Origin of the sequence: Micromonospora sp. CB01531, assembly GCF_001905095.1 — a bacterium.
Taxonomy (GTDB): Bacteria; Actinomycetota; Actinomycetes; order Mycobacteriales; family Micromonosporaceae; genus Micromonospora.
In genome coordinates, this window is the sequence record NZ_LWLS01000059.1 from 99,022 (window position 1) to 124,432 (window position 25,411).

Annotated in this window: 19 protein-coding genes and 1 pseudogene; 8 read left to right on the forward strand and 12 right to left on the reverse strand. The window is 72.6% G+C overall.

The genetic code is table 11. From position 1 onward, the window contains the following. From A6A27_RS45830 to A6A27_RS10905, 3 genes and pseudogenes are all read right to left on the reverse strand, one after another. Positions 1-211: pseudogene (locus tag A6A27_RS45830) on the reverse strand (hypothetical protein); the annotation flags it as partial. A gap of 836 nt (positions 212-1,047) precedes the next feature. Next, entirely contained in the window at positions 1,048-1,731 is a 684-nt protein-coding gene (locus tag A6A27_RS10900) for a response regulator transcription factor (protein WP_073834450.1), read from the reverse strand. 29 nt (positions 1,732-1,760) lie between these two features. Continuing rightward, a complete protein-coding gene (locus tag A6A27_RS10905) occupies positions 1,761-3,047 on the reverse strand; it encodes a sensor histidine kinase (RefSeq protein ID WP_073834451.1) in 1,287 nt (428 codons plus the stop codon). Between the two features lie 210 nt (positions 3,048-3,257). On the opposite strand from A6A27_RS10905, the gene phoU reads away from it, so the two are divergent. Then, complete coding sequence (phoU, locus tag A6A27_RS10910; RefSeq protein WP_073834452.1) at positions 3,258-3,911, forward strand: phosphate signaling complex protein PhoU; 654 nt, start codon at positions 3,258-3,260, stop codon at positions 3,909-3,911. A gap of 52 nt (positions 3,912-3,963) precedes the next feature. Here phoU and A6A27_RS10915 read toward each other — a convergent pair whose 3' ends face one another. Beyond that, positions 3,964-4,731, reverse strand: a complete 768-nt coding sequence (locus A6A27_RS10915) for a phosphoglyceromutase (protein WP_073834453.1) — start codon at positions 4,729-4,731, stop codon at positions 3,964-3,966. 151 nt (positions 4,732-4,882) lie between these two features. On the opposite strand from A6A27_RS10915, the gene A6A27_RS10920 reads away from it, so the two are divergent. Together A6A27_RS10920 and A6A27_RS10925 are read left to right on the forward strand one after the other, a co-directional pair. After that, positions 4,883-6,208 carry an MDR family MFS transporter gene (locus A6A27_RS10920; protein ID WP_073834454.1) on the forward strand — a complete coding sequence of 442 codons (1,326 nt, stop codon included), beginning with the start codon at positions 4,883-4,885 and terminating at the stop codon, positions 6,206-6,208. Between the two features lie 101 nt (positions 6,209-6,309). After that, positions 6,310-7,572 (forward strand): MDR family MFS transporter, encoded by a 1,263-nt coding sequence (locus tag A6A27_RS10925; RefSeq protein ID WP_073834455.1) that lies wholly within the window; start codon positions 6,310-6,312, stop codon positions 7,570-7,572. A 385-nt stretch (positions 7,573-7,957) separates the two neighbouring features. Here A6A27_RS10925 and A6A27_RS10930 read toward each other — a convergent pair whose 3' ends face one another. The 3 genes from A6A27_RS10930 to mshA form a co-directional block, all read right to left on the reverse strand. After that, positions 7,958-8,911 carry an SAP domain-containing protein gene (locus A6A27_RS10930; RefSeq protein ID WP_073834456.1) on the reverse strand — a complete coding sequence of 318 codons (954 nt, stop codon included), beginning with the start codon at positions 8,909-8,911 and terminating at the stop codon, positions 7,958-7,960. 77 nt (positions 8,912-8,988) lie between these two features. Beyond that, complete coding sequence (locus A6A27_RS10935; protein ID WP_073834457.1) at positions 8,989-9,522, reverse strand: YbjN domain-containing protein; 534 nt, start codon at positions 9,520-9,522, stop codon at positions 8,989-8,991. 48 nt (positions 9,523-9,570) lie between these two features. After that, positions 9,571-10,935, reverse strand: a complete 1,365-nt coding sequence (gene mshA / locus A6A27_RS10940; RefSeq protein ID WP_073834458.1) for a D-inositol-3-phosphate glycosyltransferase — start codon at positions 10,933-10,935, stop codon at positions 9,571-9,573. A 171-nt stretch (positions 10,936-11,106) separates the two neighbouring features. Between mshA and A6A27_RS10945 the strand changes: the two genes are divergently transcribed. Further along, entirely contained in the window at positions 11,107-11,886 is a 780-nt protein-coding gene (locus tag A6A27_RS10945; RefSeq protein ID WP_073834459.1) for an SDR family NAD(P)-dependent oxidoreductase, read from the forward strand. A gap of 42 nt (positions 11,887-11,928) precedes the next feature. Next, entirely contained in the window at positions 11,929-12,714 is a 786-nt protein-coding gene (locus A6A27_RS10950) for an SAM-dependent methyltransferase (RefSeq protein WP_073834460.1), read from the forward strand. Between the two features lie 111 nt (positions 12,715-12,825). Here A6A27_RS10950 and A6A27_RS10955 read toward each other — a convergent pair whose 3' ends face one another. Continuing rightward, complete coding sequence (locus A6A27_RS10955) at positions 12,826-13,917, reverse strand: UDP-N-acetylmuramate dehydrogenase (RefSeq protein ID WP_073834461.1); 1,092 nt, start codon at positions 13,915-13,917, stop codon at positions 12,826-12,828. Between the two features lie 70 nt (positions 13,918-13,987). Here A6A27_RS10955 and A6A27_RS10960 point away from each other — a divergent pair, with 70 nt between their 5' ends. Beyond that, positions 13,988-14,743: a maleylpyruvate isomerase family mycothiol-dependent enzyme gene (locus tag A6A27_RS10960; RefSeq protein ID WP_073834462.1), complete on the forward strand. Its 756-nt coding sequence runs from the start codon at positions 13,988-13,990 to the stop codon at positions 14,741-14,743. A gap of 124 nt (positions 14,744-14,867) precedes the next feature. Next, positions 14,868-15,875, forward strand: coding sequence for a LacI family DNA-binding transcriptional regulator (locus A6A27_RS10965; RefSeq protein WP_073834463.1), 1,008 nt, complete (start codon positions 14,868-14,870; stop codon positions 15,873-15,875). Positions 15,876-15,942: 67 nt separating this feature from the next. Here the strand turns inward: A6A27_RS10965 and A6A27_RS45835 are convergent, their stop codons facing one another. Beyond that, positions 15,943-21,594, reverse strand: a complete 5,652-nt coding sequence (locus A6A27_RS45835; RefSeq protein ID WP_143193970.1) for a ThuA domain-containing protein — start codon at positions 21,592-21,594, stop codon at positions 15,943-15,945. A gap of 178 nt (positions 21,595-21,772) precedes the next feature. Between A6A27_RS45835 and A6A27_RS10975 the strand changes: the two genes are divergently transcribed. Further along, entirely contained in the window at positions 21,773-22,672 is a 900-nt protein-coding gene (locus A6A27_RS10975; protein WP_241825225.1) for a GNAT family N-acetyltransferase, read from the forward strand. Positions 22,673-22,715: 43 nt separating this feature from the next. Here the strand turns inward: A6A27_RS10975 and A6A27_RS10980 are convergent, their stop codons facing one another. Genes A6A27_RS10980 through A6A27_RS10990 form a run of 3 tightly spaced genes read right to left on the reverse strand, consistent with a single transcriptional unit; the run spans position 22,716 to position 25,381 of the window. Then, positions 22,716-23,498, reverse strand: coding sequence for an EI24 domain-containing protein (locus A6A27_RS10980; protein ID WP_073834466.1), 783 nt, complete (start codon positions 23,496-23,498; stop codon positions 22,716-22,718). A 24-nt stretch (positions 23,499-23,522) separates the two neighbouring features. Next, on the reverse strand, positions 23,523-24,167 hold the full coding sequence (locus A6A27_RS10985; protein WP_073834467.1) for a response regulator transcription factor: 645 nt from the start codon (positions 24,165-24,167) through the stop codon (positions 23,523-23,525). Further along, positions 24,155-25,381 carry a sensor histidine kinase gene (locus A6A27_RS10990; RefSeq protein WP_073834499.1) on the reverse strand — a complete coding sequence of 409 codons (1,227 nt, stop codon included), beginning with the start codon at positions 25,379-25,381 and terminating at the stop codon, positions 24,155-24,157. The genes A6A27_RS10985 and A6A27_RS10990 overlap by 13 nt, the downstream gene beginning before the upstream one ends. Positions 25,382-25,411 lie beyond the last annotated feature (30 nt).

Here is a 25,411-nt window from a genome sequence, read left to right on the forward strand (position 1 = left end):
CGTTCAGGGTGATCTTCGACTGGGCGCCCTGCACACCATGCGGGATCAACTTGCCCATGTCGACGGTCGGCTTGTCGGCCTGCACGGCCGCCACCGGCTTGGCAGCGGTGACCGGGGCATCCGCGTGGGCGGCGATCGGACCGGCGAACACACCACCGGTGAAAGCCAGACCAGCAACACCAAGAACACTCTTACGCAGCATCGAATTCATGACGAAAGCTCCATTCGGGGGTTGGCGCACACACCGATGGGGGGTCGGCTACAAGTGCGCAAGCACCGTCAGGCGCTCAAAAGAGGGGGAAAGTCTTTCGACCGGCTAGCTCGCGGGGCAACGGGGGTTCGCCTCTTCGCGGCGCCGGGACCATATCCAACGACCGGCGGGCCACCATCATTCCGGGCCCGACCACCCCACCACACGGGGGCTCGGTCGCGAGTCATGTGCAACGACCGGCAGCCCGCCATCATTCCGGGCCTGGCCACCCCGGCTCGCGGGGTGCCTTCCTCGGCCGTGCACCCGTGTCCAACGACCCCCGGCCGCCAGAGATTCCAGGCCGAGGATGCCGACCGTCACCCGCAAACCGGACATCGCCGGCCACAACGCCCGGGGCGGGCGGCCGGCAACCCCCGTAGATCCACTCCAGGTACCGCACGAGGCGGTATCCGGCACCCACGACACCCCCACATACCGCACACCGAGTCGATCCCTGGCCCAGCACAACGAACGAGGCGACACTTTCGGGGAAGTAGCCCCTCGCGGCCGCCGGAAGGCCTCACTTTCGGCGAAAGCGCGCCCCTGAACACACCCGTAGCGGACCGAGGACAGGCCAGCCAGGACCGGCCTCCAGCCGTACCCGGGGCACGAGTCACGCAGGTCGCACAACCCGGACGGCGCACGACCCGGACGGCGCAGGACCACGACGCGGGTGGGGCCCGCCGGGACCGGCGCAGGGATCAAGCCTGACCGCCGGAGCCGGCGCACGGCGGGTCACCCGAACCGCAACCGAAGACGACACCGCATGCCCGGAGACCGTCACCGAAGGCGGACGATCACGGCTCGAACTTGTAGCCCAGGCCCCGGACGGTGACGATGTAGCGCGGCGCCGAGGGCTCCGGCTCGATCTTCGAGCGCAGCCGCTTGACGTGCACATCCAGCGTCTTGGTGTCGCCCACGTAGTCGGCGCCCCAGACCCGGTCGATCAGCTGCCCCCGGGTGAGCACCCGGCCCGCGTTGCGCAGTAGCAGCTCCAGCAGCTCGAACTCCTTGAGCGGCAGCTGCACGGGGCCGCCGTCGACGGTCACCACGTGGCGCTCGATGTCCATCCGGACCGGCCCGGCGGCCAGGGTCGGCGCACCCGACTCGGTCGCCTCCGCGCTCTGCCGGCGCAGCACCGCCCGGATCCGGGCCACCAGTTCGCGCGGCGAGTACGGCTTGGTCACGTAGTCGTCGGCCCCGATTTCCAGGCCGACCACCTTGTCGATCTCACTGTCCCGGGCGGTGACCATGATGATCGGGACGTGCGAGCGCTGACGGAGCTGCCGGCAGACCTCGGTGCCCGACATCTCCGGCAGCATCAGGTCGAGCAGCACGATGTCGGCGCCGGTCCGGTCGAACTCGGTGAGGGCGGAGGTGCCCGTCGCGGCGACGGACACCTCGAAGCCCTCCTTGCGCAGCATGTAGGACAGGGCGTCGGAGAACGATTCCTCGTCCTCGACCACCAGTACGCGGCTCAACGGGGTGTTTCCTTTCCTGTCGGTCAGGCCTACCGAAGCTCGGCCGGGCCGGCCTCGATCCCAGCGGACGAGAGTGTCGCCTCCAGGTCGTCCGGGGGGCGCGCGGGCAGCCGGAGGGTGAACGTCGACCCTCCACCAAGAGTGCTCGACACGTCCACCCGACCGCCATGGTTGCTGGCGATGTGTTTGACGATGGCCAGGCCCAGGCCAGTGCCACCGGTGGCCCGGGAGCGCGCCTGGTCGGCCCGGTAGAACCGCTCGAAGATCCGGTCGACCTCGTTCGGGGCGATACCGATGCCCTGGTCGGCCACGGCGATCTCGACGTACTCGTCGGTGGCCCGCGCGGTCACGCGGACCGTGGTGTCCTCGCCCGAGTAGTTGATCGCGTTCTCCACCAGGTTCGCCAACGCGGTGGCGAGCTGGCTGTCGCTACCGTACACGGTCAGACCGCGCTGTCCATCGACGGCGATCTCCACGCGGCGGGCCGTGGCGCCGGTCCGGGTCCGGTCGATCACCTCGGCGATCACCCAGTCCACGGAGACCGGCTCCGGCGCGGGTTGCGGCTCGGCGCCCTGGAGCCGGGTCAGCTCCAGCAGTTCCTGGACGAGCCGGCCCAGCCGGGTCGACTCGTGCTGGATCCGCTCGGCGAACCGCCGGGCGGCAATCATGTCCTCGGAGAGGTCCGCCGCGCCCTCAGCGGCCGGCTCGGTGGCGTCGACCAGCGCCTCGGCGAGGAGTTGGAGGGCCCCGATCGGGGTCTTCAGCTCGTGGCTCACGTTGGCCACGAAGTCCCGCCGGACCCGGGCCAGCCGGTGCGACTCTGTGACGTCGGCCGCCTCGACGGAGATGTAGCCGGCGCCGAGCCCCATCGCGCGCAGGTGCACGCCGAGCGGGTTGTCGCCCGCGCTGTCGCGACCACGCGGCAGGTCCAGCTCGATCTCGCGGCGCACGCCGGTGCGGCGGACCTGCCCGGCGAGGGTACGGATCAGCGGGTGCGCCACCATGGTGCCGGGCATCCCGCCGGTGCGGAGCAGGCCCATCGCCCGCGCGGCCGGGTTCACCAGCACCGGCTGGTCGTCCGGGTCGAGCACCACCACGCCGGCGCGGAGCGAGTCGATCGTCTTCCGGCCGAGCCCGGAGAGCCCACCCTGCTGCTCGTCGGGAATCGCGGGCCTCCCTGCCTGCCAACGGGAGCGCTCGCTCCCCGATGACGCCGATCGGCGCCGCCACTGCTGGACGCGTCGGGACAGCAGCAGCCCGGCGACCAGTCCGGCCACCAGTGCCACGGCCACCACGACCGCCACCGCCCAATCCACCCGGCGATCGTAGGGTCAATGTTCACCTGACGATCGGGCGGAATGGGACGAACCACTCTCACTTCCGGGAAAGTTCACTCACGGGCCCCGCGTCGTTCACCCGGGTTCACCTTGGCGCCGGCACCCCCGGCCTACGGTGGGTCGCGCACCTGCTCACGCCGTACGCGGCCGGCCCCGGCCGCCCGCGGCCACCGACCTCAGGAAGTGACGATGCGCGACGAGTTCCGGGCCGACCTGCAGATTGTCAGCCAACTGCTGGTGGACATGGCGGAGGGGGTGCGCGCCGCTCTGCGCCAGGCCACCAGGGGCCTGCTCACCGCCGACCGCGCGGCGTCCGAGACGGTGGTCGCGCGGGACGCCGAGATCGACGACCTTTACCGGCACGTGGAGGAGCGGGTCTGCGACCTGCTGGCCCGGCAGGCGCCGGTCGCCTCCGACCTGCGGGCGATGATCACGGCCCTGCACGTGGCGGCCGACCTGGAGCGGATGGGCGACCTGGCCGACCACGTGGCCAAGACGGCGCTGCGCCGGCACCCCTCCCCGGCGGTGCCGGCCGAGCTGCGTCCGGTCTTCACCGACATGGCCGCCATCGCCGACCGGATGGCCGAGAAGATCGCCACGCTGCTGGCCCGGCCCGACGCCGCGCTCGCGGCCGAGCTGGACAGCGACGACGACGCCATGGACGACCTGCACAAGAGCCTCTTCGGCGTGCTGCTCGGCGACGACTGGCCGTACGGGGTGGAGACCGCGATCGACGCCACCCTGCTGGGGCGCTTCTACGAGCGCTTCGCCGACCACGCGGTGAACGTCGGCGAGCACGTGATCTACCTGATCACCGGCGAGGCCGCCGCCTCGGCGAGCTGAGCCCGGACGCGACGAAGGGGCCCCGATCGCCCGGGGCCCCTTCGTCGTCCGGTCAGCGGCCCTGGTTGGCGACTGCGGCGGCGGCCTCCTTGGCCGCCGTCGGGTCCAGGTACGTCCCGCCCAGCGTCTGCGGGCGCAGCTGCGGGTCGAGGTCGTAGCGCAGCGGGATGCCGGTCGGGATGTTCAGCTTGGCGATCGCCTCGTCGGAGATCTGGTCGAGGTGCTTGACCAGGGCGCGCAGCGAGTTGCCGTGCGCCGCGACCAGCACCGTACGGCCGGCCAGGATGTCCGGCACGATCGAGTCGTACCAGTAGGGCAGCATCCGCTCGACGACGTCCTTCAGGCACTCCGTCCGCGGCATCAGCTCGGTCGGCAGCAGCGCGTACCGGGGGTCGCCGACCTGGGACCACTGGTCGTTGTCGTCGATCGGCGGCGGCGGCGTGTCGTACGACCGGCGCCAGAGCATGAACTGCTCCTCGCCGTACTCGTCCAGGGTCTGCTTCTTGTTCTTGCCCTGCAGGGCGCCGTAGTGCCGCTCGTTGAGCCGCCACGACCGGCGCACCGCGATCCAGTGCCGGTCGGCCGCGTCCAGCGCCAGCTCGGCGGTGCGGATCGCGCGGCGCAGCACGCTCGTGTGCACCACGTCGGGCAGCAGGCTGTGCTCGCGGAGCAGCTCGCCGCCGCGCCGCGCCTCGCTCTCGCCCTTGGTCGTCAGGTCGACGTCGACCCAGCCGGTGAAGAGGTTCTTGGCGTTCCAGTCGCTCTCGCCGTGCCGCAGCAGGACCAGCGTCCCGACGGTGGGCCCCTCGCTCGCAGTCATGCGGATCATCCTGCCGTACCTCGTCGGCGGACACGCGGCGACCGGTCGTGACGACCACCACGTGGAAAAGCTGATGACCGGCGTTCCGGCCCGACACTAGGTTGTAAGGCGCTGATGATTCGTCAGTCATTACCAAATCGGGGGCGTCGGAATGCGGACGGTGCAGGGCTGGTTCCGGGACACCACGGGCGGGCTGCCGAGGTCCTTCTGGTACCTCTGGACCGGCACGCTGATCAATCGGCTCGGCTCGTTCGTCCTGGTCTTCCTGGCCATCTACCTCACCCGCGAGCGCGGCTTCTCGGCCTCCCAGGCCGGCCTGGTGATCGGCCTGTGGGGCGTCGGCGGCGCGGTCGGCACCACGATCGGCGGCACCCTCACCGACCGCTGGGGCCGCCGCCCCACCCTGCTCACCGCGCACCTCGGCGCGGCCGTCATGATGGTCGGGCTCGGCCTGGCCCGGCCGCTCTGGGCGGTGGCCCTGGGCGCGCTGCTGCTGGGCCTGTTCGCCGAGGCGGCCCGCCCGGCGTTCGGCGCCATGATGGTCGACGTGGTGCCGGAGAAGGACCGGCTGCGCGCCTTCTCGCTGAACTACTGGGCGATCAACCTCGGCTTCGCCTGCGCCGCGGTGCTCGCCGGCGTCGCCGCCCAGGCCGGCTACCTGCTGCTCTTCCTGGTCGACGCGGTGACCACAGCGGTCACCGCCCTGATCATCTTCAGCCGGGTCGGGGAGACTCGGACGACCCCGACCGGCCCGGTCGCCAAGGGACCCGCGGTCCCCGCCGGCGCCCTGCGGACCATCCTCACCGACCGGGTCTTCCTCGGGTTCGTGGCGCTCAACCTGTTCGCCGCGCTGGTCTTCCTCCAGCACATCTCGATGCTGCCGATCGCCATGGGCGACTCGGGCCTGAGCCCCGCCACGTACGGCTCGGTGATCGCGCTCAACGGGGTGCTGATCGTGGTCGGCCAGCTTTTCGTACCCCGGCTGATCAAGGGTCGGAGCCGCTCGCACGTGCTGGCGCTCGCCTCGGTGGTGACGGGTGTCGGCTTCGGCCTCACCGCGTTCGCCGACGCCGCCTGGTTCTACGGGCTCACCGTGCTGATCTGGACCATTGGCGAGATGCTCAACTCGCCGTCCAACGCCACCCTCATCGCCGAGCTCTCCCCCGCCGCGCTGCGCGGCCGCTACCAGGGCGTCTTCTCGCTCTCCTGGCAGTTGGCCGGGGCGGCCGCCCCGATCCTGGGCGGCCTGGTCCGGGAGCACGCCGGCAATACCACGCTCTGGGTCGGCTGCGCCGCGATCGGCGGCGTGACGGCGGTGGCCCACCTCGTCTCCGGCCCGGCCCGGGAACGGCGCGCGGTCCAGCTCCGGACCTCTGCCACGCCGGTCCGGCCGGTCACCGTGGTTCGGTCGCCGGCCCCGGAGGTGGCCGAGGCCGCGGCCACCGCTCCCACCGAGCCGGTCCGGGCCGGTTCCTGAGGTACGCCCGTCCGGGTGGTGATCAGGGCCACCCTGGCGCGGCCCGGACCGGCTCCCTACGGTCTGAGGCGGACCGGTTAACAAACCTTCATGGAGGACCCGTGCGCGGCCTGCGGCGCTGGTGGGACGACACGGCTGGCGGGCTCCCCGCCACCTTCTGGTACCTCTGGTCCGGCCTGCTGATCAACCGGGCCGGCGCCTTCGCGATGCTCTTCCTGTCGCTCTACCTGACCGCCGCGCGAGGCGCCTCCTGGTCCCTCGCCGGGCTCGTGGTCGGGGCGTACGGGGCCGGCGGGGCGGTCGGCACGCTGCTCGGCGGAGTGCTGGCCGACCGGTGGGGTCGCCGGGCCACCCTGCTCGCCGGCCACCTGGGCGCCGCCGGGCTGATGCTGGCCCTGGCGTTCAGCCGGGAGTTGGCGGTGATCGGGGTGCTCGCCGCGCTGGTCGGGGTGGCGCACTCGATGCCCGGCCCGGCCTTCGTGGCGGCCATCGTCGACGTGGTGCCCGAGGAACGCCGCTCGCGGGCGTTCAACCTCCAGTTCTGGGCGTTCAACCTCGGCATGGCGGTGGCCTCGCTGCTGGCCGGCGTGCTCGCCGAGGCCAGCTTCCTCGCGCTCTTCCTGGTCGACGCCGCCGCGACGCTGGCCGCCGCGGCCGTCGTCGCACTGAAGGTCCCCGAGACGCTGGCCCGCCGAACGGCGGCCCCCCGCGTCGTGGCGGGCCGGTCGCGGCGGCCGGGGCTGCACACCGCGCTGACCGACCGGACCTTCCTCGTCTTCGTCGGGCTGACCTTCCTGCTGGCCGTGCTCACCATGCAGACCTCGACGATCATGCCGCTGGCCATGCGGGCCGACGGGCTGGGCCCCTCGGCGTACGGCGTGGTGGTGGCGGTCGGCGGCGCTCTCATCGTGGTGGGTCAACTCTTCGTGCCCCGGCTGATCGAGCCGTTCCGGAAGTCCACCGTGCTCGCGGTCTCCACCGGGCTGATGGCGCTCGGCTTCGGTTGGCTCGCCGTCGCCGACCACCTGCCGTTCTACCTCGGCGCGGCGGTGGTGTGGACGGTCGGGCAGATGCTCGCCGCACCCCCGAACGCGCAGATCAACGCGGATCTCGCGCCTCCGGAGCTGCGCGCCCACTACCAGTCGGTGTTCTACCTGACCTTCCCGGCGGCGTCCTTCGTGGCGCCGGCGCTGGGCGGGCTCAGCCTGCAGCACCTCGGCGAGCGGCATTGGCTCGTGGTGGGCGGGCTGGGCCTGGTGGCGGCGGTCGGTCACCTGCTCGCCGGCCCGCCCCGGGAACGCCGGGTCGCCGCGCTGCGGGTGGCGCCGGCGGACCGGGCGGAAGCGCTGGCTGGCGGCCGCTGAGGCGGTCCGGCTCCGGACGGCGTCGAGCGCCCACCTCGACCCCCGTCGTGGTGGGCGCTCGCACCGTACACCCGGCGGCGGCGGGCGACACTCACCCCCGTAAGCGTCGCCCGCTCGCGCCGCCGGTTCCACGGGTGGCACCGTCCCCCAACGATGTGCTCCACCCGATCCCTCGCGCCTCGCCTGCGCGGATCTGTTCGATCCGCCGCTCCCCCGAACGATTACAAGCGTGGCGCGGTGCAATAAAGTTAGTTCGCCCGGGATTCCGGATTCAACTCAGATCGCTGTCTTGCCCGTCACAGCACCCGTGTCGGAAATCCGGCTGTCCTTGCTCCGGGCCATGTGTTGGCCAACAGCGGCTTCCCACCAGCCATTCCCGCAAACCTCAGGCGTCCTCCCGGTTGGGATTCTCCGTGCGGAAGAAGTTGCTCTGCCGGCCGTCCCGCATCTGCTCCTGGTAGATCAGGTTCAGGCCGCGCAGGTCGAAGGTCCGGAACCAGTCGTCCCAGGTGATCTCCCGGATCCGGCTGCTCTCCCGGTATCCCGGGATGTTGAACGTCAGCACGCCCGGCCGGCCCTCCCGCTCGGTGCCGGCGATGGTGGCCGGCTTGGCGCCACGGTCCCGCGCCCAGCGCTGGATCACCTCGTGGTTGGCGGTAACAAGGCTCCGGCCGGGACGCTCCGGACGATCCTGCAGTGAGGTGATCTGCTGGGACGACCGCACCGAACGGGCTGACGACCGGCCGGTCCGGACCGGCGTCGTCGCCGTACCACCGGTGGAGACCGCCGTCGGCCGACCCGCACCGGCGGCCGTCGTCGCGCCGCGCGCCCGGGACGCCGCCGCCTTCTTCGTGGGAGCCGCCCGCTTCGCGGCAGGTGCCTTCTTCGCTGCCACCTTCTTCGCGGGAGCCGCCCGCCTGACGGCGGGTGCCTTCTTCGCCGCGGCCCGCTTGGCGGGGGCGGCCTTCTTCGCCCGCGCACCGGTGACCTTCGCGGCTGGCGCCGCCTTGGCCGCGGCGGTCCGCTTCGCCGGTGCCTTCTTGGCGGCCGCCTTCTTCGTGGCGGCGGCGCGCCCGGCCGGCCCGGTCGGCCGACGTGCCGCGCCACCGCCCCGGCTCTCCGCCCGCAGGGTCTTTGCCAGCGTCTTCACCAGTTCCGGCTTGCGCAGCGCGGAGATCCCGGAGACCCCGCGCCGGCGAAGCTGGTTACGCAGGTCATCGACCCGCATCCGGGAAATCTCGGATTCGGAGATCCGTGGCGTGTTCGGAGTCTGGTTACCGGGTTGCCGGTTGGTCCTGGTCGCAGTCGTGCCGCGACCTGAGCTGATGCGCTGAGCCATGGGACACGCTCCTCGACAGTTCCGTCCTCGGCCCGCGGTGGGTCCCAAGTGCCGCACCGCGCGGTGCCGCATACCCCTCAGGACGGGTCCGAACCTCCGGCGGCCGAGCGGGTACTGGTCGACGGCTCGAAAAGGTGGGCGAACGCGGCCAGATTGGCCGTCGACTCGCCCCGCTTGACCCGCCACTCCCACTCCCGACGGATCGCGGTGCCGAAGCCGATCTCCAGCATGCTGTCGAAGGATTCGTCGGCGTACGTCAGGACGGCCCCGAGCAGCCGGTCCAACTCGTCGTCGTCCAGCCCGGCCAGGTTGACCCGGCCGGTCAGGTAGACGTCGCCGACCGTGTCGATGGAGAAGGCCACCCCGTACATCCGGGCGTTGCGCTGGAGCAGCCAGGACCAGAGCTCCTCGCGGCGCTCGTCCGGCTGGCGCATCACGAACGCCTCGATCCGCAGCGCGTGCTCGCCGACGATCAGGTTGCAGATCGTCTTGAGCTTGTGCGTCCCCGGCAGGGTGACCGCGTACGACGCCTCGCCGGTGGACTCCCACTCCAGCTCGCGCTCGGCGCAGACGGACTCGATCAGCGCGGCGACCTCACTCCGGCGGCTCACCGCTCCCACTGTACGGGCGGGCCACGGACCCCGCCGGGCGGCGGCCGGTCACCAGGAGCAGGAGAGGGCGGGGTCGCCGGAGAGCTGGCCGGCGAGCCTCGCACGGTGCTCGGTGATCGCCTCGCCGTACACGGCGAGCAGGCCGGAGACCGTGCGATGCCAGGAGAAGTTGCGGGCGTGCTGCTGTGCACCCTGGCCGAGGGTGGCCCGGCGCAGCCGGTCCGGCAGCAGCCGGGCCAGCGTACGGGCCCAGTCGACCGGGTGGTGACCGTCGATGAGGACCCCGCTGACCCCGTCGCGGACGGCGGTGACCAGGCCGCCGACGGCGGCGGCCAGGACGGGTGTGCCACACGCCTGAGCCTCCAGCGCGACCAGCCCGAACGACTCGTTGTACGACGGCACCGCGACCAGGTCGGCGGCCCGGTAGAGGGCGGGCAGGTCGTCACCGGTCTGCGGCGGCAGGAAACGCACCCGGTCGGCCACGCCGAGCGCGCCGGCCAACTCGATCAGCGCCGTGGGCCGGTCGAGGCCGCTGCCGCTGGGGCCGCCGCAGATCACCACGGTCAGCTCATCGACCAGCGCGGGCTCCCGTTCGCGCAGCGCGGCGACCGCCCGGATCAGCACGTCCGGGGCCTTGAGCGGCTGGATCCGGCCGACGAAGGCCACCACGTACCCGGTGGTGGGCAGGCCGAGACGGCGGCGGGCGGTGTGCACGGCGGCGTCCCGATCCCCGGCGACGGGGCGGAACCGGTCCAGGTCGACGCCGGGCTCCACCACGGCCACCCGGTCCGGCTCGGCGTCATACCGGGCGATCAGGTCGCGCGCCTCCACCCGGGTGTTCGCGACCAGCCGGTCGGCCTCGGCGACCACCTGCTCCTCGCCGATGACCCGTGCCTTCGGCTCCGGCCGGTCGCCGGCGGCGAGCTGCGCGTTCTTGACCTTGGCCAGGGTGTGCGCGGTGTGCACCAGCGGCACGCCCCAGCGCTCCTTGGCCAGCCAGCCGACCTGCCCGGAGAGCCAGTAGTGCGAGTGGATCAGGTCGTAGTGGCCCGGCGGGCGGGCCGCCTCGGCGCGGAGCACGCCGGCGGTGAAGGCGCAGAGCTGCCCGGGCAGCTCCTCCTTGGTCAGCCCTTCGAGCGGGCCGGCGGTAACGTGCCGGACGTGCACGCCGGGCGCCATCTCCACCACCGGTGGCAGGTCGCCGGAGGTGGCCCGGGTGAAGATCTCCACCTCGACGTCGGCCTCGGCCAGCCGTCGGGCGACCTCCAGGATGTAGACGTTCATGCCGCCCGCGTCGCCCGTGCCGGGCTGGTGCAGCGGCGAGGTGTGTACGGAGATGGTGGCGATGCGGCGCGGCCGCGGCCACGGCAGGGCACCTCGCTGACGACCGACACCGGTGTGCAACTCCGCCACGTCCGCTCCTTTTGTCACGGTTGATGCCGTCCCGCACGACCGGCGCTTCTTCGGTCAACCTCCGCGCCGGATGTCATCTTCCCCATCGGGCATCGGAAATGCCTGCCGGTGGTCCCCGGCGTGACGGACCTCATCGCGCCATGACCGCCGGGGCGGGGAGACAATGATCGGATGACCTCTGTCGCCATCGTCACCGGGGCGTCCAGCGGGATCGGCGCGGCCACCGCCCGCCGGCTGGCCGCCGAGGGCTTCCACGTGCTCGCCGCCGCGCGGCGTACCGACCGGCTGGCCGGCCTGGTCGCCGAGATCGAGGCGACCGGCGGCGCGGCCACCGCGGTGGCGTGCGACGTCACCTCGGACGCGTCGGTGGCCGCCCTGGCCGCGGCGGCCGCCGCCGCGCCCGGTCCGGTGACCCTGCTGGTCAACAACGCCGGCGGGGCGCGCGGCCTGGACCCGGTGGAGTCCGGCTCGATCGACGACTGGCAGTGGATGTACGACGTGAACGTGCTGGGCACGCTCCGGGTCACCCAGGCGCTGCTGCCCGCGCTGGAGGCGTCCGGCGCCGGCACCATCGTGGTCGTCAGCTCCACCGCGGGACACGTCGTCTACGAGGGCGGCGGCGGTTACACCGCCGCCAAGCACGCGCAGACGGCGATCGCCGGTACGCTCCGGCTGGAGCTGTGCGGCCGGCCGGTGCGGGTGATCGAGATCGACCCGGGCATGGTGCAGACCGAGGAGTTCGGCCTGGTCCGATTCGGTGGCGACGCCGAGCGGGCCGCCGCCGTCTACGCCGGGGTGGCGGAGCCGCTGGTCGCCGAGGACGTCGCCGACTGCGTCGCCTGGTGCGCCACCCGCCCGCAGCACGTGAACATCGACCAGTTGGTGGTCCGTCCGCTGGCCCAGGCCGCCCAGCACAAGGTGCACCGGGTCGCGGTGAAGCGCGAGGAGTGAGCCGGGTTGCGAGTCCCGCAGTCGCGAACGGAGGGTGCGCTGATGCGGCAGCGCCCGCTCGGCGTGGTGACCCGGGGGACGACCAACCCGAACCGGCTCCGGCGGGTCGACAACTGGCTCGTGGAGACCTGCGGCGACGCGCTGCGCGCCGCTGCCGACCCGCTGGTGGTCGACCTGGGCTACGGCGCCACCCCGGTCACCGCCGTCGAGTTGCGGGCCCGGCTCGCGACCGGGGTACGCGCCGACGTCCGGGTTGTCGGCCTCGAGATCGATCCGGTACGCGTGGCCGCCGCCCAGCCCGCCGCCGACCCACCCGGGCTGGCCTTCGCCCGGGGCGGATTCGAGCTGGCCGGGCTCCGGCCCGCCCTGGTCCGGGCGTTCAACGTGCTGCGCCAGTACGACGAGAGCGAGGTGGCCGACGCCTGGCGTACGGTCATCGAGCGGCTGGCCCCGGGCGGGCTCCTGGTCGAGGGGACCTGCGACGAGCTGGGCCGGCTGGGCAGCTGGGTGCTGCTCGACGCGACCGGCCCCCGCACGTTGACCCTGGCCGCGAAGCTGACCACCCTGGACAGCCCGGCCCAGCTCGCCGAGCGGCTGCCGAAGGCGCTGATCCACCGCAACGTCCCCGGCGAGCGGATCCACGATCTGATCCGGGCTCTGGACGATGCCTGGCACGCTGCCGCCGGCTACGCCCCCTTCGGCCCGCGTCAGCGCTGGCTCCGGACAGTCACCGCGGTCAAACAGGCGGGCTGGCCAGTCCTCGACCGCCCCCGCCGCTGGCGCCACGGCGAACTCACCCTCCCCTGGCCCACCATCTCCCCCACCTGAGCCCGCTTTCCTCCCTCCGACCTCGTTGATCATGAGGTTAGCGGTGCCTGGTGTCCGATTTGTCGCCGCCAACCTCATGATCACCGAGGCCGGCGGGGGTGCTGGGGTGGGTCAGATGGTGCAGTTGATTAGGACGGGTTCGGGGTGGAGGGTTACGCCGAAGCGGTCGTGGACGCCGTCGCGGATCTCCCGGGCCAGGGCCACCAGGGCCGAGGTGCTGGCCGTGCCGCTGCGGTTAGTGAGCGCGAGGGTGTGCTTGCTGGAGATGGCCACCCCCTCCGGGCCGGGATACCCCTTGCCGAAGCCGGCCTTGTCGATCAGCCAGGCGGCGCTGACCTTGACCACGTCCCCCGCGCCCGGCCAGGACGGCGGCTCGCCGAGATCCGCGGCGCGCTCGCGGAACATCTCGTACGCCTCGCGCTCGAGGACCGGGTTGGTGAAGAACGAGCCCACCGACCAGGTGTCCGGATCGTCCGCGTCCAGCACCATGCCCTTGCCGGCGCGCAGCCGCAGCACGGCGGCCCGGGCGTCGGCCAGCGGCACCCGGTCGCCCACCTCGACGCCGAGTGCCCGGGCCAGCTCGGCGTAGCGCACCGGGCCGGAGAGCGGGGAGCGGGCCAGCCGGAAGTCGACCGACAGCACCACCCAGCGGTCGCTGTACTTGAAGATGCTGCCCCGGTACACGAACCCGCAGTCGCCCGCCTCGATCCGCACCACCTCGTGGTGGGTGCGGTCGTACGCCTGGACGCCGGTGATGGTCTCGGCCACCTCCTGGCCGTACGCGCCGACGTTCTGGATCGGGGTGGCGCCGGCCGAGCCGGGGATGCCGGAGAGGCACTCCAGCCCCGACCAGCCCCGCGCCACGGTGGCGGCGACCAGATCGTCCCAGGGCTCACCGGCCTCGACCCGTACGGTGACCGTGTCGGCGTCCTCGGCGACCACCCGGAACCCCCGGGCCCGGACCAGCACCACCGTGCCGGGGAAGCCCTGGTCGCCGATCACCACGTTGCTGCCGCCGGCCAGGATGAGGACCGGCTCGTCCCGCGCCTCCGCATCCTGCACCTTTTGTACGATTTCTTCGGCGCTGCCTGCGGTCTCCAGCCGCCTGGCCGCGCCGCCGAGGCGAAGCGTGGTGTATCTCGCCAGGGTGGCCGGGTCGGTCGGGTCGGCTCCGGTCGTCGGTTCGGCGTAGACGTCTGACACGCCTTTCACCCTAGGCTGAGGGGTAGCCGCGGCACCCACTGGTGGCCGGGTCACACCCGGGAGGATTGCGATGGGCAGACTGCACGGCACGAAGGATTTCTGGATCGGCGCGTTGCGGACGGAGGGTCCCGCCTTCGCCGCTGCCGTCGCGGAGGCGCCGCTGGAGACTCCGGTGCTCTCCTGCCCCGGCTGGACGGTCTCCGACCTCGCCCACCACCTCTGTGGGGTCTACCGCTGGGCCCGCACGGTGGTGACCGCCGGGACCACCACCAGGCCGGTACGCGAACCGGTGACCCCGCCGGCGGACCTCACCCCGGCGCAGTGGTACCGACAGGAGTACGACCAGCTCATGCGGCTGTTCGAGGGGCTGGACCCGGAGGCGCCGGCGTGGAACTTCGCGCCGCAGCCGAAGAAGGCGGGCTTCTGGCCGCGCCGGATGGCGCACGAGACGGCGGTGCACCGCTGGGACGCCCAGGTCGCCGTCGCCGCCGGTGAGCCGATCGAGGCGAAGCTCGCGGCCGACGGGGTGAGCGAGGTGCTGGACACCTGGCTGCCGGCGGGCCGGCGGATCCAGCCCGGCCAGTGGCACGGCGTGGTGCAGCTGACCGCGACCGACGCCGCCCAGGAGTGGTACCTGCGGCTACGCGGCGAGGGGGTGGCCCTGCTGGACACCACCACCATCCTCGACCACGACGAGCACCACGCCCGGGCGCAGGTCACCGGGACGGCGAGCGACCTGCTGCTGGCCCTGATGGGCCGGATCAGCCTCGACGCCCTCGGGGTGGCCGGCGACCGCCGGCTGCTCGACGGGCTGCGGGTGGGCTGACCCTGCCCCGGGCGGCACCTGGGCTCGCGCGGGGAGCCCGCACCAGGGCATTGCCCGCGGGGAGTCGACCTGTTCGGCCATCTCGTATGGTCGCTCTGGCGGTGACGAGGTGGGGGTGACGGGGATGACGACGGCCCAGCGTCCGACCCTGGAGGCGGTGGCCCGGCGGGCCGGCGTGTCCCGGGCCACGGTCTCCCGGGTGGTCAACGGCTCCACCACGGTCGCCGAGTCGATCCAGCGGGCGGTCCGCCAGGCGGTCGAGGAACTCGGGTACGTCCCGAACCTCGCCGCCCGCAGCCTGGTCACCCAGCGCACCGACTCGATCGCGCTGGTGCTGCCCGAGGCGGCCACCCGGGTCTTCTCCGACGACCAGGTCTTCCCGGGGATCATCCGCGGCGCCGCGCAGGAGCTGGAGGCGGCGGACAAGCAGCTCGTGCTCATGCTGGCCGGCTCGCCCGCCGGCCACGAACGGGTAGAGCGCTACACCACCGGCCGGCACGTGGACGGCGTGCTCTTCGCCTCGCTGCACGGCGAGGATCCGCTGCCCGGCAAGCTGGCCCGGCTCGGCATCCCGGTGGTGTGCAGCGGCCGGCCGCTGGACGGCGCCGAGGTGCCCTACGTCGACGTCGACCACGTCGGCGGGGTCGCCCGGGCGGTGCGGCACCTGATCGAGGGCGGCCGGCGGCGGATCGCCACCATCGCCGGCCCGCAGGACATGGTCGCCGGCATCGAGCGGCTGGTCGGCTACCGGGAGACGGTCGCCGCCGCCGGCCTGCCGGAGCTGGTCGCGTACGGCGACTTCACCCGGGAGTCCGGCGCCGCGGCGACGCGGCAGCTGCTCGCCGCACAACCGGACCTGGACGCGCTGTTCGCCGCGTCGGACCTGATGGCGCACGCCGCCCTGCGGACCCTGCGGGAGGCGGGGCGGCGGGTGCCGGACGACGTGGCGGTGGTCGGGTTCGACGACATCGAGACGGCGGCGTATACGGAGCCGCCGCTCACCACGATCCGGCAGCCGATAGTGGAGCTGGGCCGGGCGATGACCCGGCAACTGCTGCGCATCGCGGCCGGCGAGAGAGTGGAGCAGGCGCTGCTGCTCCCCACCGAACTGCTGGTGCGCGAGTCGGCGTAGCCGGGACGCACCAGACCGGGGCCGGGGGGTGTGACACCCCCGGCCCCGGCCGTCTCGGCTCGTCGATCTACTTCCCGGACAACCGCTCGATCATCACGTCCGCGTCGCGGACCAGGACGGCGCGCACCTCGGCGTTCGGCACGACCTTCGGATCGCCCGCCAGGTCCCGGAACGGTCGGAGCTCCCGCACCGCCTGCTTGTTGAGCCCCTTGGCCGCGAACTTGCCGGCCTGGTCCAACGGTTTGTGCAGCTGGCTGGCACTCTCGGCAGAGAGCCAGCCGGTGGCCCGGAACCGGTCCACCAGGTTGCCCATGTCCTCGATCGAGGTCGTCACGGTGAACGTGATCGACCGGGTCGACCGGTTGCCCGCCGTGTCGGTCGCCACCACCGCCAGCGTGTGCTCGCCGAGCGACAGCCCGTAGAGCGGCAGCAGGGTGTCGTCGAGGATCGGCTTCCCGTCGAGCGTGCCGACCAGCGAGGTGACCCCCGACGTGCCGTCGGTCGCCGAGTAGGTGATCCGCACGTCCTGGCTGTCGCCGTACGTCGCGCCGGCCGCCACCCCGGAGAGCAGGACCGCCGGGGCCGTGCCGTCGATCTTCAGTACGGCGGACTTCACGTCCTCCACGTTCCCCGCCCGGTCCGTGGCGCGGTACCGGAGGGTGTGGTTGCCGTCGCCACGCACCTCGACCGAGTCGGCGTACGGCGTCCAGGCGCCGCCGTCGAGCGAGTACTCGATCCTCGCCGCCCCGGACGTCTGGTCGGTGGCCGTGATGGTGACCGGCACCGCACCGTTGTGCCACCCCGAGTCGCCCGGCGGGGCGAACGTCGCGGCGGAGACGGGCGCGGTCCCGTCGAGCTTGAGCACCAGTTTCCGCGGCGCCTCGGCGTTGCCCGCGAGGTCCACCGAGCGGTACTCGACGGTGTGCTCGCCGTCGCCGGCCACCGGGATCGGCCCGCTGTAGCGGGTCCACCCGCCGTCGGTCCGGTACTCGGTCCGCGCCACGCCGCTGTCGTCGTCGGTGGCCTGCAGGGTCACCGTGACGTCGGAGCGGAACCAGCCGGCGTTACCGTCCGGCTCGGCCGGCGAGGTGGTCGCCCGGGTGGTGGGCGCGACGGTGTCCGACGGCAGTTGCTTGAGCCGGATGTTGCGGAAGTAGACGTCGTCACCGTCGCCGTGGTTCTGGATGCCGACGTAGCTGGGCTGCCGCATCCGGGCCGGATCGGTGTTGACGTACTCGTTGATCTTCACGCCGTTCAGGTGGACCACGATGCTCTGGCCCCGGACGACGATCTCGTACGAGTTCCACTGCCCCGGCGGCTTGAGCGCGGCGTCCCGGGCGGCCAGGTCGGCCGACTGGAAGTTGTAGATCGCCCCGGTCGTCTTCTCCGGCGCGTCCGTGGCGTCGATCTGGATCTCGTGCCCCTGGTTGACCGCCAGCCACGGGTCGTTGCCCGGGTTCGGGAACCCGACGAAGACCCCGGAGTTGTCGTCCCCGGCCATCTTCCAGTCCAGCTTCAGGCTGTAGTCGCGGAAGCTCTGGTCATACCAGTGCAGGCCCAGCCCGCCGTACGACAGCAGGGTGCAGTCGGCGGCGTGCAGGAACCCGCCCGGCCCGGCCTGCTTCCACTTGGCCAGGCTCGCCGAGGTGCCGTCGAACAGGCTGGTGTAGCCGGCCTCCGGAGCGGTCGGCGTGCAGGCGTTCTGCGGCGCGTCGTCGAGCCGGAAGAAGTCGAACGACGCCGGGTTGCCGGTGCCGTTGAAGGCGGCGACGCCCACCTTCGGGTTCGGCACGGCGGACAGGTCCCGCGGCCGGCCGACGCTCGTCCACTGCTCACCGTCGGTCGAGTACGCCGCCGTCAGCGCCCGCCCGTCGCTGGTGATCTTCATCCACACCGTGTGCGGGAAGTCCACGGCCAGGTTGGGCGAACGGTCGACGGCACCGCCGTCGATCGGCGACCCGCCCTGCTGCTGGATGAACTCGAAGTTGCGCACCCCGCTGTCGGTCCTGATGAACGAGAACTTGACGAAGTTCGGGTCGTCGCCGTGGACGATGAGGCCCGCCTGCTCCCACGCGTCCGTGTGGTCGATGGTCACCTTCGTCACGGCCTGCCACGCCCCGGCCGGGGCGTCCTGGAGCAGGATGTTCTTCGCGTCGGTGGCGCCGCCGTACATGTCACCCGGGAGGGCGTCGATCTGCAGCGACCCGCCGACGAGCCGGTAGCGCGCGGGGTCTTCGCGCAGCACCGACCACCGGCACCGGTCGATGACCTCGCCGGTGAACTCGTCGTCCGGTTTCACCTCGGCGGACGGGTCTGCGCACGGCGGTGCCACCCGATAAGTGTTCACCGTGACGGTGGCCGACGCGGCCAGCCCGGACGGATCACGCGCGGTGACCTTGGCCGTGTGGATGCCGGCCTTGGTGTAGGTGTGCGTCGGGTTCTGCTCCGTCGACGTCGCTCCGTCACCGAACTCCCATGCGTAGCTGAGCGGGTCCCCGTCCCGGTCGGTGCCGGCGGCGGTGAACCTGACGGTCGCCGGGATCTGCGCCTGGGCGACGTCGGCCGACGCGGTCACCTCCGGTCGGGTGCTCGACGCCACGCCCTTGCCGTGGAAGGTGAACTCGTCGACGTCGAAGAGCCCACCGCCGAAACCCTTGAACACCAGGTAGAGCCGGTGGGTGCCACCGGGGTCGGTGACCGGGACGACCGGGCTGTTGACGTAGTTGTCCCAGCCGCCGGTGTTCGCCACGGCCATGCTGGCGACCAGGGGCCCGTCCGGCCGGTCCGTCCGGAACTCGAGGGTGCCGCCCCCGCCCCCGGAGGAGAGCCGGGCCTGGACGCCGGTGATGCCGGTCAGGTTGTACGTGTCGAACGCGATCCAGTCGCCGTTGTCGATGTACCCGACGCGCTTCCCGCCGTGCGCGCCGCCCGCGTCGACGACCTGGATCCCGTTTGCCTCGGTGAAGTGCTCACTCTGCCGGATCCGGGGCTGGAGGACCAGCCGGGTCTGCCCGGTGAGCGGCGGCACGCCCGCTGCGCCCTGGTCGGTGTAGGTCGCGGCGAGCACGCCGTAGAGGTTGGCGTCGGCGCTGTGGCCGTCCTCGGCGACGGTGTCGAGCACCCCCTCGCAGGCGTGCGTCTGGACCAGCCCGTGGCTGTGTGTGTCGTGGCCCAGGGCGTAGTCGATCTGCACGGTCCCGCAGTCGATCTCGCCGTCCTCCGGGTCGGTGACCCGCGCGGTGAACGGCACCCGGTCACCGAACTGGAACACGCCACCAGCGGGCGGGGCGGCGAACTCGACCCGCGGCGCGGTGTTGCCGACCGTGATCTGCACGGTCGCCGTTCCGGTCGTACCGGCCTGGTCGGTCAGGGTGAGCCGGGCGGTGAACTGCCCGTTCGTGGTGTAGGTGAAGGTGGGGTCCGGCTCGGTCGAGTCGACGGTGCCGTCGTCGGTGAAGTCCCAGGCGTAGGTGAACGAGTCGCCCGGATCGGGATCCCGGGACCCGGCGGAGGAGAAGGCCACGGTGAGCGGGGCCGGCCCGGAGGTCGGGCTGGCGCTCACCGCCGGGATCGGGGCGCGCTTGCCCTTGACGTAGTCGATCCGGTAGACGGCAGAGTCCGGTGCGCCACCGAAGTAGCCGCTGCCGTAGTCGAGGACGTAGAGGGAGCCGTCCGGGCCGAACTCGATGTCCATCGGCCGCACGACCTGCTCGGGGAACGGGTTGATGCTGAGCGGCTGGCCGGCGTCGTCCAGGACGATGTTCTTGATCCAGCCGCGTCCCCATTCGGCCGCGAAGAACGTGCCGTCGAAGTACTCGGGGAACTTCGTGTCCGACCTCAGGTCGGGGTCGTACCGGTAGACCGGGCCGCCCATCGGCGACTCGCTGCCGTCGCCGAACTCCGGCACCGAGGCGCCGTCGTACGTGATCCACGCCGGCTGCGCGGCGGGCAGGTCCTGCTTGCCGGTGTTGCGGGGCGAGGTGTTCCGCGGGGCGGTGCAGTCGAACTTCGGCCCGGAGGTCCCGGTGGCGAAGTCGTAGTCGTTGTACGCGACGTTCGGGCCGACACAGTACGGCCACCCGAAGTTGCCGGGGCCGCGGATCTGGTTGAACTCCACCATCCCGGCCGGACCGCGGTTCGGGTCGGCGGCGCCGGCGTCCGGGCCGTACTCGCCGAGGTAGAGCCAGCCGGTCTCCGGGTCGACGGTGAACCGGAACGGGTTGCGGAAGCCCATCGCGTAGATCTCGGGCCGGGTGCCGGCGGTGCCGGCCGGGAAGAGGTTGCCCGCCGGCGACTGGTAGCTGCCGTCAGCGGCCACCTTGATGCGAAGCACCTTGCCGCGCAGGTCGTTCGGGTTGGCCGACGAGCGCTGCGCGTCGTACGCCGGGTTGCGGCTGGCCCGCTCGTCGATCGGGATGTAGCCGTTGGAGGCGAACGGGTTGGAGTCGTCGCCGGTGGAGAGGTAGAGGTTGCCCGCGGCGTCGAAGGCGATGTCGCCGCCGGCGTGGCAGCAGATGCCCCGGTTGGCCGGCACCTCGAGGATCTTCTGCTCACTGGCCAGGTCGAGGGTGCCGCCGGTGAGTTTGAACCGGGACAGCCGGTTCACCCCGTCGAAGCGGGCGAAGTCCGCGCTGGTGCCGTCGTTCGGCGCGTCCCCCTCCGGGGTGTCCAGCGGGGGCGCGAAGTAGAGGTAGATCCAGCCGTTGCTGGCGAAGCCGGGGTCCACCCCGATGCCCTGCAACCCGTCCTCGTCGTGGTTGTAGACCGGGAGCCGGCCGGCGAGGCTGGTCACGCCCTGCGGCGTGGTGAGGAAGACGCGGCCGTCGCGGGAGGTGTGCAGCACCCGCCGGTCGGGCAGCACGGCGAGGTTCATCGGTTCGCCCGTGGTGTCCGCGCCCTTGGCGAGGGTCACCTGCGCGAAGTTGCCGTCGACGGTCGCCCCGCAGTCCGCCGGCACGGCCCCGGCGGCCGTCTTGATCCCGCCGAGCAGGTGTCGCAGGAACTCCGGCTCGCGGTACGAGGCGTCGGTGTGGCCGCCGCCGGTGTACCAGGACCGCCCGCCGTCGTACTGCTGGCACCAGGCGATCGGGTGGCTCGTGCCCATCGCGCCCGCCCCGGCGCCGTACGTCCGCTCGTCGAGGGCCGCGAGCACGTGCACCTCGCCGCGCGGGTCGGCGCGGTAGTTGTACCACTCGTCGGTGCGGACCCACCGGTCCGGCAGCGACTCGGTGGACGGGTGGACGTGGTCGTCCACCTTGACCGTGGCCTGCTGGATGGCCGGGTGGCTGTTGAAGTACGCGCCGACGAGCTTGCCGTACCACGGCCACTCGTACTCGGTGTCCGAGGCGGCGTGCACCCCGGCGTACCCGCCGCCCTGGCGGATGTACCGCTCGAAGGCCGCCTGCTGGTCGGCGTTGAGCACGTCGCCGGTGGTCGAGAGCCAGACCACCACGTCGTACTGGGCCAGGTTCGCGTCGGTGAACGCCCCGGCGTCCTCGGTCGCGTCGACGGCGAAGTTGTTCTCCTGCCCGAGCTTCTGGATCGCCGCGATCCCGGCGGGGATCGAGTCATGCCGGAATCCCGCGGTCTTCGAGAAGACCAGTGCCCGGAAGCCCGGTTCGGCCGCCGCGGCCGGCGTCGAGAGGCTCCCGGCTATCGGCAGCGCCAGCAGCGCACCGAGCGCTACCGACAACAGACGGCGTAACGGCTTGCGAGACACGGCGCCTCCTCACCTGATCGACCAGCTTCTACGCGGGACCTTAACGGTCGCGAAACACAAAGGACAGATTCGCGAGACGAAAGTTTTGCTGGCAACCGCACGACTTTTTCCATCTACAGGCGAAAGTGGCCGCCATTAACCCGTCGCGCGTTCCGGAGGCTGCGGCTACCGTCGGCCCGTGCCTGTGATCCGTCCCGCCCGCCCCGACGACGCGCCGGGCGTCGTGGCCCTCCGAACGGTCGTGCACCCGTACCTGGTACGCGGCGTCGAGTCGACCCGGCGCATGATCGCCCAGCCGCCGCCCGAGGAGGACTGGACCGCCTGGGTGGCCGAGGCGGACGGGCAGGTGGTCGGCTGGGCGTCGGCGTACCGGAACACCCAGACCTCGGAGCCGGGCGTGGGGGAGATCTCCACCCTGCACGTACACCCGGCGTACCAGGGTCAGGGTGCCGGCACCGCACTCCTGGAGGCCGCGCTCGGTCACCTGCGCCTCATCGGCGCACGGCGGGTGCTCACCTGGTCCCAGCCCGAGTCGCTGCCGTTCGCCCGCCGGCACGGCTTCACGCCCAGCCGGGAGCTGCGCTACTCCGCGCTCGACCTACAGCCGGCCCCGCCGATGCCCGAGCCGCCGCCAGGCGTCCGGCTGCTCCCGGCCGTCGAGCTGGACCCGCGCCGGATTCATCAGGTGGACGCCGAGTCGTCGCTGGACGAACCGGGCGACGTCCCGACAGACGCCATGGGCTACGACATCTGGCACCACGAGGTCTGGGACAACCCAGGGCTGGACCGGGCCGCCAGCACGGTGGCCGAGGTGGACGGCACGCTGGCCGCGGTCAGCCTGGTCAAGCGGGACGGCGACCGGATGTGGTCGGCATTCACCGGCACGGTGCCCGGACACCGGGGCCGCGGCCTGGCCAGGCTGGTCAAGCGGGCCGCGCTGCACCGGGCCGCGCTCGGGGGCGTCCGTGTCGCGTACACCTCGAACGACGGGGCGAACGCACCGATGCTGGCGGTCAACGCCCGGCTCGGCTACCGGCCGGTGGCCACCCAGTGGTCCTGCCTACGCGAACTCACCTGAGGCCGGCAGCGACCCGACGGCCCCCTGACACCGCCCGGGAGAGCTACTCGACGGACTGGCCGAGCGACCGGCGGGCGAGCAGGGTGGCGCCGGCGACGGCGGCCGGCATGACCAGCACCGCGCCGAGCGGGATCAGGAAGCACACGAAGACGGCCACGCCGAAGCCCAGGGTGGTCGGTCGGTCCGCCTTGAGCAGCGACCGACGCTCCGGCAGCCCCATTCCCCGGCGGTAGAAGGCCGCGCCGACCAGCTCCAGGGCGAGGAACCAGCCACCCACCGCCGCGCCGATCACGGGGACGACCGTCTGCCCGACCACCGGGATGAAGCCAGCCGCGAAGAGCGGTACGCCGACCAGCACGGAGACCGCCAGCAGCCGCAGCGAGTCGATGATGCTGCGGCGCACCGAGGCCCAGAAGGGCACCTCGACCGCGCCCGGGGTGCCGCCGAGCCGGTCCTCGACCCGCTCGGAGATCTTCTCGTAGAACGGGTCGCCGACGGCCAGGGTGACCGCGGTGAAGGTGAGCACCCCGAGCAGGCCGGCCAGGCCCACGATCGCCAGCCCGGCGATCACCCGGACCAGGCCCCGCCAGGCCCCCGACCAGTCGTCCGCGAACGGGGTGACCAGCGCGGCGAGGTCGTCCACGAAGTACAGCAGGCTGGCGAACGCGGCGACGAAGAGCACGCCGGAGATGAGCGCCGGGACGACGCCGAGCAGCATGAGCCCGGGGCTGCGGACGTAGAGGCCGATGCCGCGCAGCAGCAGGCCGGCGCCGGAGAGGAAGCGGGTGGCGGCGCCGGTCACGGGCGCGAGGCTGGTGGCGTCCACGAACGGACAGCGTAGTCCGGCGGGTCAGCCGTTCAGATATGCGAGCACGGCGCGTACCCGGCGGTGTGCGTCGTCGGCGGGCGGCAGGTCGAGCTTGACGAAGATGTTGGTGATGTGCTTCTCCACACTCACCGGGGCGAGCACCAGGGCCGCGCAGATCGCGGAGTTCGACATCCCCTGCGCCATCAGCCCCAGCACCTCGCGTTCGCGCGGGGTGAGCGCGTCCACCCCGGAGCGGCGGCTGTTGCGGGTGAAGAGCTGCCGCACCACCTCCGGATCCATCACCGTGCCGCCGGCCGCCACCCGATCCACCGCGTCCAGGAAGTCGTCGAGCGCGGTGACCCGATCCTTGAGCAGATAACCGACTCCGCCCCGGCCGTCGGCGAGAAGGTCCGCCGCGTACGCCCGTTCGACGTACTGGGACAGGATCAGCACGCGGGCGTCCCGTCCGTCCGCCCGTAGCCGGAGCGCGGCGCGCAACCCCTCGTCGCGGAAGCCGGGCGGCAGCCGGACGTCCACCAGGGACAGGTCGGGTCGGTGCCGCTCGACGGCGTCGAGCAGGTCGTCCGCGTTGTCCACCGCGGCCACCACCTCGTGGCCGGTGTCGGTGAGCAGCCGCACCAACCCGTCGCGCAGGAGCAGCAGGTCTTCGGCGATCACGATTCGCATGGCAGCTCCGCGTGCAGGACGGTCGGGCCGCCCGGTGGACTGGTGAGGGTCATCCTGCCGTCCAGCGCCTCGACCCGGCGGCGGAGCCCGTCCAGTCCGCCTCCGGTGGGGTCGGCGCCACCCCGGCCGTCATCGGTCAGGGTCACCTCCAGGGCGCCCGTCGTGCGGGCCAGGACGATGGTGCACTCGGACGCCTCGGCATGCTTGCCCGCGTTCGCCAGCCCTTCGGCGACCACGAAGTAGGCCGCCGACTCCACCGCCGCGGGATAGCGCCCGGCCGGATCGCCTTGCAGGTGCACGGCGAGCGGGCTGTCCGCGGCCAGCGCGGCGAGGGCTGCGTGCAGGCCCCGGTCGGTGAGGATCGGCGGGTGGATGCCGCGGACGAGCCGGCGCAGCTCGGCCAGCGCGTCGTCGAGCTGCCGACGGGCCAGGTCCACGTCGGGCAGCACGGCGCCGCCGTCGGCACGGAGTTTCCGGGCCGCGAGCGCCAGGGTCATGCCGGCGGCCACGATCCGGGCCTGGGCGCCGTCGTGCAGGTCGCGCTCGATCCGGCGCAGCTCGGCGGCCTGCGCGTCGACCACCCGGGAGCGGGTCTCCGCGAGCCGGGCGGCCTCCCGTACCAGCCGCAGGTGCGAGCCGGGGGCCAGCAGGGCATTCGCGGCGGCGGCCACCGCGCGGGCCAGCCACAGGACCAGCGCGGCCCCGACCGGCAGCAACAGCAGCCCGAGGGCGGTGAGGGCGAACCGGCCCGGGGTGGTGGTGAGCAGCGGTCGCAGCGGCCACGGCGCCCTGTCGTTGGGCACCGCCCAGAGCCAGGCGGGCGCTGCCACCGCGCCCAGCAGGACGGCGGTGACCACCAGGCCGGCTACCCCGCTCGCCAGGCCCAGCGGGAAGGACACCACCAGCCAGACCAGGTCCCGCCAGGTGGCCGGCTGCCGGGCCACCTGGGCGACCCGTTCGCGCACCGTGCCCGGGGCGGCCGGCTCGTACGGCTCATCCAGCGGCCGGCCAAGGACCCAGCCGACCCGACGGCGCTCGACGGCGGCGAGCCGGCGGGTAACCCAGGCGGCCCCGAGGAACGCCGGGCCGCCGAGCTGGGTCACCGCGAGCAGGCCAACGGCGAGCAGCGCGGCCACCGTCCAGGCGAACCCGGCGGCGCCGGCCAGGATCCCGGCCGCCAGGTAAGCGAGGCTCCGGGTGGTCGCCGTCGTCACGCGGCGGATCGTAGCGGCCCGGGCCGCCGC